The organism is Enterobacter sp. B79-1, from assembly GCF_057444735.1.
On the sequence record NZ_JBYAZJ010000009.1, the window covers coordinates 1 to 12886 of the forward strand.

Below are 12886 nucleotides of genomic sequence, written 5' to 3' on the forward strand. Positions count from 1 at the left end.
TTTGCCTGGCGGCTTTAGCGCGGTGGTCCCACCTGACCCCATGCCGAACTCAGAAGTGAAACGCCGTAGCGCCGATGGTAGTGTGGGGTCTCCCCATGTGAGAGTAGGGAACTGCCAGGCATCAAATAAGTAGAGAGGCCATCCGCAAGGATGGCCTTTTTGCGTTTTTGTACATCCCTCGTTTCCATAAACAAATCACCTATCCCCCCGTATATACGGTAAACTATCCGCGTTTTTGCATCAGGATAGCGTCTATGAACCACTCCCTTAAGCCCTGGAATACCTTTGGCATTCAACGTAATGCTAAACAAATTGTACGTGCCGATAATGCTCAGCAGTTGCTGAATGCATGGCAAAACGCGACAGAAAACGGTGAACCTGTACTGATTCTGGGCGAAGGAAGTAATGTCCTGTTTCTCGATGATTTTGCGGGGACCGTGATCGTCAACCGCATCATGGGAATCGACGTTAAAGAAAGCGCAGTGAGCTGGCATCTGCACGTGGGGGCCGGAGAAAACTGGCACCGTCTGGTGCAATTTACCCTCGAAAAAGGGATGCCCGGCCTGGAAAATCTTGCATTGATCCCAGGCTGCGCTGGATCGTCACCTATTCAAAATATCGGTGCCTACGGCATCGAACTAAAACACGTCTGTGAATATGTTGACTGCATTGAACTGGCAACAGGAAATGCGCAACGTTTAACCGCAGAACAGTGCCGCTTTGGCTATCGTGACAGTATCTTCAAACATGACTACCAGGATCGATTCGTCATTGTGGCCGTTGGTCTGCGTCTGGCGAAGCAGTGGAACCCGGTCCTTACCTACGGCGATCTCACCCGTCTCGATCCGGCCACCGTCACCCCGCGCGACGTGTTTGAATCAGTTTGCCATATGCGAATGACCAAACTCCCGGATCCAAAAATGAACGGAAATGCGGGCAGTTTCTTCAAAAATCCGGTCATCAGCAGCGAAAATGCGAAAACGTTCCTCACCGGCTGGCCAACGGCCCCGCATTATCCTCAGACGGATGGTAGCGTGAAGCTGGCTGCAGGCTGGCTTATCGACCAGTGCGAATTAAAAGGCACCACGATGGGCGGTGCTGCTGTTCATCGCCAGCAGGCGCTGGTGCTGATCAATCAAAACAATGCGACCAGCGACGATGTTGTGAAGCTGGCGCACCATGTCCGTCAGCGTGTGGGTGATAAATTTAACGTCTGGCTGGAGCCTGAAGTTCGCTTTATTGGCCGTACGGGTGAAGTCAACGCCGTGGAGACTATCGCATGAAGGACAACACGATCCCTTTAACCCTGATTAGCATCCTTGCGGACGGTGAGTTTCATTCTGGCGAGCAGCTAGGTGAGCAGTTGGGCATGAGCCGTGCTGCCATTAATAAACATATCCAGACGCTCCGCGACTGGGGCGTTGATGTGTTCACGGTTCCCGGAAAAGGCTACAGCCTGCCGGAGCCTATTCAATTGCTGAATGAAGAAGCGATCCGCAGCCAGATTGGACACGGCAATGTTGCGGTGCTGCCCGTGATTGACTCGACAAACCAGTACCTGCTGGATCGCCTGCCTGAACTGAAATCCGGCGATGCCTGCGTTGCTGAATATCAACAGGCCGGTCGCGGCCGTCGTGGACGCAAGTGGTTCTCGCCGTTTGGTGCGAATCTCTACCTATCCATGTACTGGCGACTCGATCAGGGCCCGGCTGCGGCGGTTGGGCTAAGCCTGGTCATCGGGATTGTGATGGCGGAAGTCCTGCACGATCTGGGCGCGGATAAGGTGCGGGTAAAATGGCCTAACGATCTCTATCTGAACGATCGAAAACTGGCGGGTATTCTGGTTGAGCTGACGGGAAAGACCGGCGATGCCGCGCAGATCGTCATTGGTGCCGGGTTAAACATGGTGATGCGTAATGTACAGAACGATGTGGTGAACCAGGCCTGGACTAACCTGCAGGAAGCGGGTATCACTATCGACCGCAATATCCTGGCCGCGCGAATGATTAAAGAGCTGCGAAGCTCACTCAGGCTCTTTGAGCAAGACGGGCTGGCATCGTTCCTGTCTCGCTGGGAAAAGCTGGATAACTTTATCAACCGCCCGGTGAAACTGCTGATTGGGGATAAAGAAATCTACGGCATTTCTCGCGGAATTGATGCGCAGGGGGCGCTTCTCCTGGAACAGGATGGCGCGATCAAACCCTGGATGGGCGGGGAAATCTCCTTACGCAGCGCTGAATAACCGGATTGTATTAATGATGCGAAAACCCGCATGCGCCACGCTGGCTGTCATGATGAGTTTGCTGTTCACGCCTTTCTCTCAGGCAGGCCAGGCCTGGGAGAGTTACAAAGCGCGCTTCTTTAAGCCGGATGGGCGAATCGTCGATACCGGCAACGGTGACGTTTCCCATACCGAAGGCCAGGGTTTTGCCATGCTGATGGCGGTGGCAAACGATGATAAAGCGACCTTTGATAAACTCTGGCACTGGACCAACAGTACGCTGAAGAATAAAGAGAACGGTCTTTTTTACTGGCGTTATAACCCCGCTCAGGCAGACCCGATTGCCGACAAAAACAATGCCTCCGATGGCGATGTGCTCATTGCCTGGGCTCTGTTAAAAGCGAACGCGCGCTGGCATGACAAAGGCTACAGCACGGCATCGGATGCCATTACCAAAGCGCTGCTTGCCCATAACGTTATCCGCTATGCGGGTTACCGCGTGATGTTGCCCGGCTCACAAGGATTTAAGCTGGACAATAACGTTGTGCTTAATCCTTCCTACTTCGTGTTTCCTGCCTGGCAGGCATTTGCTGACCGCAGCCATTTGCAAATATGGCGTCAGCTCGCGCAGGACGGACAGCGGCTGCTGAAGAAAATGGGGTCGGGTAAAGCCAATCTGCCAACCGACTGGGTCTCTCTGGACACGAAAGGGACGCTGGCCCCCGCAAACGCCTGGCTGCCCCGCATGAGTTATGACGCCATCCGCATTCCGCTGTACATCAGCTGGTCCAACGCGAAAAGCCCCTTGCTCACCCCGTGGCGCGCCTGGTTCGGTCAGTTTCCGCGTGAACAAACACCCGCGTGGGTTAACGTCACGACGAATGAATATGCCCCCTACATGATGGCAGGCGGTCTGCTGGCAGTGCGTGATTTAACGATGGGGCAGACGGTCGGCGAGCCGGACATCACTGCAAATGATGATTACTATTCGGCAAGCCTGAAAATGCTGGTCTGGATCTCAGAACAATAAGGCCCGCTCCCCGCTGGGGAGAGGGCCAGGTCTTTTACTGCGGATACGGTACCCAGTCGCCGCCGTTCAGGCGAACATAAGGTTTGTTCTGGTACTGGATCACCACCGCATTGGCGTTCTCCGATACCTCTGCCGTTTGTGGCAGACCGCTGGTGAGCTGATCCCAGTTCACGCTATCTTCAACAAACAGCTTACCGTCTACCGCGCGGGCAACGAGTTCTGAAATCGCCAGATAACTGCTTGGCTGAGTGATTTCGATTGGCGCACCCTGATGCGGGGCCTTCATCCCGAAGAATTTAATCCCGGCAGGGACGTTGGTAATCGACGGGCTTGGAATATCACGCAGGCCGGATACCTGCATCCTGTCGCCTTTCAGCGCGCCGCCGTGTTCTGGTACCACAACGACCATCACTTTACGGCCTGATTTTTCCAGCTCGGTAAAGAACGCGTCCAGTTCATCAAAGAACTTCTGCGCACGAACTTTGTAATCCGCCGTTTTGCTCACGCCCGGGAAGTGGTTACCATCGTGAAGCGGCAGGGTGTTAAAGAATGTTGCACTACGCGAACCCTCTTCTTTGCTGACGGTCTGCAACCAGCGCTGTAGCACGGCAGTATCGTCATAAACCGGAGAACCATCGAAGCCCAACAGAGTGACCGGCAGACCCGTTTGGTCCATCAGCGGTGCCTGCATACCCCCTTCTTCACGCACCTCTTTCAGGAAGTTACCAAACTGACCGTTATGACCCAGCATCAGGTGCTGCGTAAAGCCCAGTTTGGACAGGTTATCAAACAGGTAACACTGGTTACCGGCTGGCTGATAGAGGTTCTTATGCGAAGGTTGACCGCAGCTTGCACGTAACAGGCGAATCGCTGCCGGGCCGCTGTAAGAGGTCGCAGAGTTGAAATCTTTAAACTGAATATCGAAATGCGCCCACAGCGGATGCGACATTAATCCGGCTGCATCCACATCCGCCCAGGAGAGAGAACAGATGTTGATCACCAGCAGTTCAAATGGCTGGGCGTCGGCAGGGAGCGCATCCGGGAATTTGGTCTGACGCTTATCTTCAGCGGTATAGAAACTGGAGAGCCACGCGTTCAGATTGGTGGAGGTGGGTGGTGCGGTTTGTGCAGGAATATCGCCAACCACCGGCGTATCGCCTGCCGTCGTGACGGTTGCTGCCGCCGTGCCACCGGTGGTGGTGACCGTTGTGGTCGGTTGACCGGCTGGCCAAAGGGAGAAACTCGGCCCTGCCAGCGTCAGCACGTTTAACCAGACCATAATCGCGACGACAAACACCGTCACGCGGATCCACTGTGCCAGGAACAGCCAGGCGACCAGCAGCACAAACACCGCGCCAATCATCTGCCAGTTAATAAAGCGCTCAACCAGATCAAGCATATAGTCGGTACTGAAGCCCGCAACCTGCGAGCCCTGGCTCATAATGCTTTCCGGACCCGGTAGCCAGGTGTCATGCCAGAAGAGCGCGAACCCAATGGGGATAGCGACCCAGTGACGCAAACGATGCAGCCTGATATTGGGAATAGGCATCAGCAGGAATGCCATAAACACCAGGTTAAGCAGAGGGTGGAAATTAAGATAGCCTGCCCAGAGCAGGCCAAACTTCACCAGAAAGTAGAAATTCCAGCCGGAAAGTCCGCGCCAGTATTGCCAGAGCGGCGAGGGCGCCGACGTGGTATAGGTAGAATTAGTCATGTTTTCGGTCTGCCTTGACGTTCGGAGCGCGTGTCAGTGTTCCGGCTGGTTTAAGGTAGCGGGGTTTTAGAAACATCAATCTGGCCGTATCGCGAATACGACGCAGAGAATGGCGCGCATAGTAGCCCAGCGGGAAAAAAATCAGCGCACACAGTACGACCAGTTGAATGATATCGCTGAGATTCATGATGATGCGCTCTCCTCGCCCTCAGGTAATAAGCGTCGTGGTTCGGGTATCCGCCGCCAGACATGCCCGTCATGCTTCGCATTCAGGATCGGTTTGACATCGTTTGCCATAGGTAAAGGTTTCGCCCATTGTTCAGGCGTCAGGGCGCGCATTTGCACCAGTTCGGCATTAATCAAATTATCTTCGAACCAAATCATGCGGTTAGAGAAAATATCGCCAGTCGGCAGAGGGAAGATATGGTTGAGCGCGGTGTCGAGATCGTTTACCCGGCAGAAGGATAAAAACAGCACCAGACGGTTATCGCCAATCGTCATGATGTCTCCGATGCGGTTAGGGCGACATAGCGTGAGCGCCTGCTCAACACGAATACCCGGCACCGGACGCAGGGCAACCATGACCCCTTTTCCGTCTGCTGGCAGCAGCGTATTACTCATCATGTTGCCGACGGCATCACAGAAGGTATCCCACTTTTGAAAACCGCGCAGTTTCATCGGCTGTGTCATTGAGAGCAAGGTGCCGATATCTTCCGGAACATGGCGGTTAAACTGCTGCCCTTGTATGCTCTCAATAAGTGTCAGGCAGCGCGACAGCGGCGCATTCCACGGTATGACCATATTTGCGCCGCAACCCAGCAGCAGTCGTTCGTCAGTGGCACGCAGGCTGGTATTATTTTCACGCACCACGATTTTTAACGCACTGCCGCGCTGACGGCGTAATGTGTGAATGTGTCTCGCCAGCGTTTCGATTTGGTTATTCTGCATGAGAGAAAAAACAATCGTAGCGGCCTGCGTCGTACGGGCTTCATTAAATAACGCTTCGTTAGTTTCAAACAGTGACCAATTTTCAGAAAGCGCAGGCGCACCTTCTAATACCGCAATGTGGCTCAGGATGCGTTTTTCATCGCTGCGTGGCTGAACCACGGTTTCTTCTTGTCGGGCGAGATGCCACTCTCCCTTGATATGTTTAAGGGTGAGCTGTTGACGAGCGCTAACCCCTTTTTCATTGCACCAGAATGCAATATCGTAAAGATAGCTATCCGTCTGGTCATGGATACTTGCCAGACCGAAAAGAGAACGATATTCGCCCATTAACAGTGAAAAAAGCTTGTCGTTATTACTGCCGGGGTTAACAACCAATAGTGTGCAGTTTTGATTTTTTGCCCACTTATTGATTCTGTTCAGCCAGCGAAGCAGTTTTTCTGAGGGGATATTTTGCAGCGCGTTATTCGAACATTTTAGAATCAGGAAATAGTGATCCGGATCAATCGAGCACTGAATATCGCGGGGCAAAAAGTATAGACTATCCGCCTCCGAAGACATGGAAAATAATCGTACGGTCTGTGGCCCACGGTCGTTTTCGAGCCTGATGATATTTTTAGGTTCTTCGCCCATCGTAATGACAGCCACGCGGGAATCCTTATCCTGTGCGGCGATCGTCTGGTTTACCAGACTTATGGCATCTTCGTTGCGATCCGTATTAATCCACCAGACTCCTCCGACTGGCATGTGGCGCAATTCGTCCCATAATGACTGGATGCCAATAGAAAATATGGAGTCCACGGTATCCCTCTTTTCGTCGAATTTATCTGTATCTCAGTTTACTAGCGAAAGCGTAGAAATAAACCTAACATTGAAATTAAAGAGCATCAGATTTAGCATGTAAATGAAATTTCGTGGGCAGGATGCCGACAACATCTGATCGTGTGATTTTACGCTAAGGGATGAATTAATCATGCATAATAACGAATCCGGAACGCCTGTAGACTCAAGCCTGGGTTACACATTTCAAAACGATTTTCTGGCGCTGACGCAGGCTTTCTCTTTGCCCGAAATAGATTACACCGATATTTCCCAGCGGGAACAGTTGGCCGCGGCTATTAAACGCTGGCCGTTATTAGCTGAATTTGCCCAACAACAATAAGGGAGCCATTGATGGCCATACTAGGATTACAGGGCGTCCGTGGTGGTGTAGGTACAACATCCATTACCGCGGCGCTGGCGTGGTCATTACAGCTGTTAGGCGAATCGGTGCTGGTTATTGATGCCTGCTCCGACAATTTGCTGCGCATGTCATTTAACGTCGACTTTACGCATACAAAGGGTTGGGCCCGCGCGCTGCTCGACGATAAAGACTGGCGTGACGCGGGTATGCGCTATACCTCCCAGCTTGATTTACTTCCTTATGGTCAATTGACTGAAGCTGAGCGTGAGAATGAAGCCGCGTATCAGCGTCTGCTTTCGCAATTTACGACCGCGTTGAAGAGCCTGGAGGAAAAAGGGCAGTATCAGTGGATATTGCTGGATCTGCCGCACGGCGCCGCCGCGCTGACCCGCCAGCTTATCGCGCAATGTGACCATGTCCTCTCCATTGTGAATGTGGATGCGAATTGCCATATCCGCTTGCACCAACAGCCGTTGCCCACAAATGCCCATCTTCTGATTAACGATCTTCGCATCAACAGCCAGATCCAGGACGATCTCTACCAGGTTTGGCTGCAAAGCCAGCGTCGCCTGCTGCCGATTGTTATCCATCGCGATGAGGGAATGGCGGAATGTCTCGCCTCCAAGCAGCCGCTCGGTGAATATCGGGGCGATTCGCTGGCAGCCGAAGAGATCCTGACGCTGGCGAACTGGTGCTTATTGCACTTCGCGAAAAGACCGGAATCAGCCGGGAGTACGGTATGAGTCGCCTGTCTAACGGGTTACTTATCCCGCCGGTCAGTTCGCGTTTAAGCGAGCGCTACCGGCACTACCGTCGACATGGCGCGTCGTCGCTGAGTGCCACGCTCGGTTGCTTCTGGTTAATCCTGGCCTGGATATTTATTCCACTCGAACACCCCCGCTGGCAGGGTATTCGTGCGCGTCACAGTGAACTCTATCCGCACATTAACCCCGACCGTCCAAGGCCTCTCGACCCTGCACGCTATGCGATTCAGGCCGTCTGGCTGGTAGCGACGTCGACCAGGGTGGAAAAATCCACGCCGCGCTGGCGTAGCTTCGATCGCGTGCAGAACTTACGTGAACGCTATCACCAGTGGCTGGACAGGCTTCCCGACCGCGTCGGCGACAAAACCAGTCATCTGGATAATCATAAAGAGCTCGGGCACCTGCACCCGGGCTTCAGGCGTTTTATCCTCGGCGTCATTGTGGTGTTCTCGCTCATTCTGGCACTGGTCTGTATTACGCAGCCGTTCAACCCGCTGGCACAGTTCACCTTCCTGATCCTGCTCTGGGGCGTGGCGCTGCTGGTACGGCGCATTCCGGGACGCTTCTCCGCCCTGATGCTGATCGTGCTGTCACTGACGGTTTCCTGCCGCTATATCTGGTGGCGTTATACATCAACGCTGAACTGGGATGACCCGGTCAGCCTGGTGTGCGGTCTGGTTCTGCTGTTTGCTGAAACTTACGCGTGGATTGTGCTGGTCCTGGGCTATTTCCAGGTTATCTGGCCGTTGAACCGCCAGCCGGTTCCGCTGCCAAAAGACACCACCCAGTGGCCGTCGGTCGATCTCTTTGTACCGACTTACAACGAAGACCTGACGGTGGTGAAAAACACCATTTATGCTGCATTAGGTATCGACTGGCCGAAAGATAAGCTCAAAATCTGGATCCTGGATGACGGTGGCCGCGCCGAGTTTCGCCAGTTTGCGGAGGAGGTCGGCGTGGAGTACATCGCCCGTACCACTCATGAACACGCGAAGGCCGGTAACATTAACAACGCCCTGAAGTATGCCACCGGGGAGTTCGTCTCCATCTTTGACTGCGACCACGTGCCAACGCGCTCGTTCCTGCAGATGACGATGGGCTGGTTCCTGAAAGAGAAAGAGCTGGCGATGATGCAGACGCCACACCACTTCTTCTCACCGGATCCGTTTGAACGCAACCTCGGTCGTTTCCGTAAAACCCCGAACGAAGGCACGCTGTTCTATGGCCTGGTGCAGGACGGAAACGATATGTGGGACGCCACCTTCTTCTGCGGCTCCTGTGCCGTTATCCGCCGCAAACCGCTGGATGAGATTGGCGGTATTGCCGTTGAGACGGTGACGGAAGATGCCCACACCTCGCTGCGTTTACACCGCCTTGGCTATACCTCCGCATACATGCGCATTCCACAGGCAGCAGGGTTGGCGACAGAATCGCTGTCGGCGCATATCGGCCAGCGTATTCGCTGGGCGCGTGGCATGGTGCAAATTTTCCGTCTCGATAACCCATTGATGGGCAAAGGGCTGAAGCTGGCGCAGCGCTTGTGCTACGTCAACGCCATGTTCCACTTCTTATCCGGTATCCCGCGGCTGATCTTCCTCACCGCGCCGCTGGCGTTCCTGCTTCTTCATGCCTACATCATTTACGCTCCGGCGCTGATGATCGCGCTGTTTGTTCTGCCGCACATGATCCACGCGAGCCTGACGAACTCGAAGATCCAGGGGAAATATCGCCATTCGTTCTGGAGTGAAATCTACGAAACCGTGCTGGCCTGGTACATTGCCCCGCCAACCATGGTGGCGCTGATTAACCCGCACAAAGGCAAGTTCAACGTCACCGCGAAAGGTGGGCTGGTGGAAGAGGAGTATGTCGATTGGGTGATCTCCCGTCCGTATATCTTCCTGGTCCTGCTTAACATCGTCGGCGTCATCGTCGGCATCTGGCGTTACTTCTACGGCCCGGAAAACGAGGTCCTGACGGTATTCGTGAGTATGGCGTGGGTGTTCTACAACCTGATTATCCTCGGTGGTGCGGTAGCCGTATCGGTCGAGAGCAAACAGGTACGTCGTGCGCACCGCGTCGAGATCAGCATGCCGGCAGCAATAGCCCGCGAAGATGGTCACCTCTTCTCCTGTACCGTGCACGACTTCTCTGACGGTGGTTTGGGCATCAAAATCAACGGTCAGGCGAAAGTGCTGGAAGGGCAAAAGGTCAATCTGCTGCTCAAGCGCGGTCAGCAGGAGTATGTCTTCCCTACGCAGGTTGCGCGTGTGGCGGGTGATGAAGTGGGTCTGAAGCTGATGCCGCTGACCAAAAAGCAACATATTGATTTTGTGCAGTGTACGTTTGCCCGCGCGGATACGTGGGCTCTCTGGCAGGACAGCTTCCCGGAAGATAAACCTCTGGAAAGCCTGCTGGATATTCTGAAGCTGGGGTTCCGTGGCTATCGTCACCTTGCAGAATTTGCCCCGTCGTCGGTGAAATTAATTTTCCGGTCACTTACTTCACTGGTTTCCTGGGTCGTGTCGTTCATTCCGCGTCGACCTGAGCGAGATGAAGCGAAGCAGGCAGACCCGGTTATGGCTCAACAATGATGATAACGCGATGAAAACAAAACTTTCCTGGTTATGTGCAGTGGCAATGGGGATGAGTGCGCTCCCTACAACAATGGCTAACGCAGCGCCTGATAACGCAGCGGCCACGCCTGCCCCTACGGTTCCGGTGGTCGCGCAAGCGACCGATCCTGTTGTCACGGCAGCACCGGGGCAAACGGAAAACGTGGTCCCGAATAAGCCGACGGCGGGGAATACCTTACCTGCCGACAGCCAGGTCGTTGGGCAGGTGATGCCAGGCGTACGTGGTGCCAGTGCGCCTGTCGTCGCCGAAAATGTGCCGTCGCGCGATGTGAAGCTGTCGTTCGCCCAGATTGCCCCGCCGCCGGGCAGCATGGTGCTGCGTGGCATCAATCCTAATGGCGGCGTTGAGTTTGGGATGCGTAGCGACGAAGTGGTATCGAATGCGGTGCTGAATCTGGAATACACGCCGTCACCGTCACTGCTGCCCGTTCAGTCTCAGCTCAAGGTCTACCTGAACGATGAACTGATGGACGTTTTGCCGGTCACCAAAGAGCAGCTGGGTAAGAAAACCCTGGCTCAGGTGCCGATCAACCCGCTGTTCATCACCGACTTTAACCGTGTCCGTCTGGAATTCGTCGGCCACTATCGCGATGTGTGTGAAAACCCGGCCAGCAACACGCTGTGGATGGATATTGGTCGTAACTCCTCGCTGCAGTTGACCTATCAGCCGCTGGCGTTGAAAAACGATCTCTCGGCCTTCCCGGTCCCGTTCTTCGACCCGCGTGACAATCGCCCGTTAAACCTGCCGATGGTCTTTGCCGGTGCGCCAGATGTGACGGAACAGCTTGCCGCCACCATCGTGGCTTCCTGGTTTGGCTCTCGCTCCGGCTGGCGCGGTCAGAGCTTCCCGGTCATGTACGACAAAATGCCGGACAAAAACGCCATTGTGTTTGCCACTAACGCCAAACGCCCGGCGTTCCTGCGCGAACACCCGGACGTGAAAGCGCCGACGATTGAAATGATCAACCACCCGGACAATCCGTATGTGAAGCTGCTGGTCGTCTTCGGGCGTGATGAGAAAGATCTGGTGCAGGCGGCAAAAGGCATTGCGCAGGGGAATGTTCTCTTCCGGGGAAACAGCGTTGTGGTGGACGAGGTGAAACCGCTGCTGCCGCGTAAGCCTTACGATGCCCCTCACTGGGTGCGTACCGATCGCCCTATTAGCTTCGGCGAGCTGAAAACATACGAAGAGCAACTGCAGTCGACCGGCCTTGAGCCTTCTCCTGTCAGTTTGTCGATGAATCTGCCGCCCGATCTGTATCTGCTGCGCACCAACGGTATTGATATCAACCTGAACTACCGTTACACCGCGCCGTCGACCAAAGACAGCTCGCGGATGGATATCAGCCTGAACAACCAGTTCCTGCAATCATTCAGTCTGACGAGCAACCAGGAAACCAACCGCCTGATGCTCCGCCTGCCTGTGCTGCAGGGGCTGCTGGACGGTAAAACCGACGTGTCCATCCCGGCGCTGAAGCTTGGCGCGATAAACCAGCTGCGTTTCGACTTCCAGTATATGAACCCGATGCCTGGCGGCTCGGTCGATAACTGCATCACCTTCCAGCCGGTACAGAACCATGTTGTGATTGGCGATGAGTCCACTATCGACTTCTCGAAGTATTATCACTTTATCGCGATGCCGGATCTGCGTGCGTTTGCCAACGCCAGCTTCCCGTTCAGCCGCATGGCCGATTTGTCTGAGTCGATTATTGTGATGCCGAAAGCGCCAAATGAGGGTCAGGTGTCGACGCTGCTGAATACGATGGGGACCGTTGGATCGCAAACCGGTTTACCGGCCGTCAACGTCTCGCTCACCGACGATGGCAGCCAAATCCAGAACAAAGATGCCGATATCATGGTCATTGGCACCATTCCGGATAAGCTGAAGGATGATAAACGCGTCGATCTGCTGGTGCAGGCTGCCCAGTCGTGGGTTAACACGCCGCTGCGCCAGACCGAGTTCCCAAGCATTATGCCGGACAGCGGTGACCGCCAGGCCAGCGTTAAAACCAGCGTAAGCTCAACGGGCCCGATGGCGGCAATCGTGGGCTTCCAGTCACCGTACAACGACCAGCGCAGCGTGATCGCCCTGCTGGCAGACAGCCCTCGCGGGTATGAACTGTTAAATTCGGCCATGAACGACAGCGGTAAACGGGCCGCCATGTTTGGTTCTGTCTCCGTTATCCGTGAGGCGGGCGTCAACAGCCTGCGCGTCGGCGATGTCTATTATGTCGGTCATCTGCCGTGGTTCGAACGTCTGTGGTATGCCTTGTCCAATCATCCGGTCCTGCTGGCGATTCTGGCTGCAGTGAGTGTGATATTACTGGCATGGGTGCTGTGGCGTCTGCTGCGTATCATCAGCCGTCGTCGTTTGAATCCGGATCATGAGTAAGCTG

Annotated in this window: 10 protein-coding genes and 1 rRNA gene; 8 read left to right on the forward strand and 3 right to left on the reverse strand. The window is 54.6% G+C overall.

What is annotated here, in order from left to right; translation table 11 throughout:
* Nucleotides 1-4: 4 nt before the first annotated feature.
* The 4 genes from rrf to AC2T6E_RS19870 all read left to right on the forward strand — a co-directional run bounded on the left by rrf (nucleotide 5) and on the right by AC2T6E_RS19870 (nucleotide 3251).
* Nucleotides 5-120, forward strand: a 5S ribosomal RNA gene (gene rrf, locus AC2T6E_RS19855).
* A gap of 134 nt (nucleotides 121-254) precedes the next feature.
* The gene (gene murB, locus AC2T6E_RS19860) at nucleotides 255-1283 is read left to right on the forward strand and encodes a UDP-N-acetylmuramate dehydrogenase (protein ID WP_486692974.1); all 1029 of its coding nucleotides are present in this window, start codon (nucleotides 255-257) and stop codon (nucleotides 1281-1283) included.
* A complete protein-coding gene (gene birA / locus AC2T6E_RS19865) occupies nucleotides 1280-2242 on the forward strand; it encodes a bifunctional biotin--[acetyl-CoA-carboxylase] ligase/biotin operon repressor BirA (RefSeq protein WP_042713772.1) in 963 nt (320 codons plus the stop codon). Before murB ends, birA begins: the two co-directional genes overlap by 4 nt.
* Nucleotides 2243-2258: 16 nt before the next feature.
* On the forward strand, nucleotides 2259-3251 hold the full coding sequence (locus tag AC2T6E_RS19870) for a family 8 glycosyl hydrolase (protein ID WP_486693090.1): 993 nt from the start codon (nucleotides 2259-2261) through the stop codon (nucleotides 3249-3251).
* A gap of 34 nt (nucleotides 3252-3285) precedes the next feature.
* Here AC2T6E_RS19870 and bcsG read toward each other — a convergent pair whose 3' ends face one another.
* Genes bcsG through bcsE form a run of 3 tightly spaced genes read right to left on the reverse strand, consistent with a single transcriptional unit; the run spans nucleotide 3286 to nucleotide 6711 of the window.
* Nucleotides 3286-4965 carry a cellulose biosynthesis protein BcsG gene (gene bcsG, locus AC2T6E_RS19875; RefSeq protein WP_148401353.1) on the reverse strand — a complete coding sequence of 560 codons (1680 nt, stop codon included), beginning with the start codon at nucleotides 4963-4965 and terminating at the stop codon, nucleotides 3286-3288.
* Nucleotides 4958-5155 carry a cellulose biosynthesis protein BcsF gene (gene bcsF, locus AC2T6E_RS19880; protein WP_427354154.1) on the reverse strand — a complete coding sequence of 66 codons (198 nt, stop codon included), beginning with the start codon at nucleotides 5153-5155 and terminating at the stop codon, nucleotides 4958-4960. The genes bcsG and bcsF overlap by 8 nt, the downstream gene beginning before the upstream one ends.
* On the reverse strand, nucleotides 5149-6711 hold the full coding sequence (gene bcsE / locus AC2T6E_RS19885; protein ID WP_486692977.1) for a cellulose biosynthesis c-di-GMP-binding protein BcsE: 1563 nt from the start codon (nucleotides 6709-6711) through the stop codon (nucleotides 5149-5151). The genes bcsF and bcsE overlap by 7 nt, the downstream gene beginning before the upstream one ends.
* A gap of 172 nt (nucleotides 6712-6883) precedes the next feature.
* Here bcsE and bcsR point away from each other — a divergent pair, with 172 nt between their 5' ends.
* From bcsR to bcsB, 4 genes are read left to right on the forward strand one after another with little or no spacing between them, the layout of a single operon-like run.
* Nucleotides 6884-7072: a cellulose biosynthesis protein BcsR gene (gene bcsR / locus AC2T6E_RS19890; protein WP_010426045.1), complete on the forward strand. Its 189-nt coding sequence runs from the start codon at nucleotides 6884-6886 to the stop codon at nucleotides 7070-7072.
* An 11-nt stretch (nucleotides 7073-7083) separates the two neighbouring features.
* Entirely contained in the window at nucleotides 7084-7836 is a 753-nt protein-coding gene (bcsQ, locus tag AC2T6E_RS19895; protein WP_108417650.1) for a cellulose biosynthesis protein BcsQ, read from the forward strand.
* Complete coding sequence (bcsA, locus tag AC2T6E_RS19900; RefSeq protein WP_486692980.1) at nucleotides 7833-10448, forward strand: UDP-forming cellulose synthase catalytic subunit; 2616 nt, start codon at nucleotides 7833-7835, stop codon at nucleotides 10446-10448. The genes bcsQ and bcsA overlap by 4 nt, the downstream gene beginning before the upstream one ends.
* 10 nt (nucleotides 10449-10458) lie before the next feature.
* Nucleotides 10459-12882, forward strand: coding sequence for a cellulose biosynthesis cyclic di-GMP-binding regulatory protein BcsB (gene bcsB, locus AC2T6E_RS19905; protein ID WP_071985388.1), 2424 nt, complete (start codon nucleotides 10459-10461; stop codon nucleotides 12880-12882).
* Nucleotides 12883-12886 lie beyond the last annotated feature (4 nt).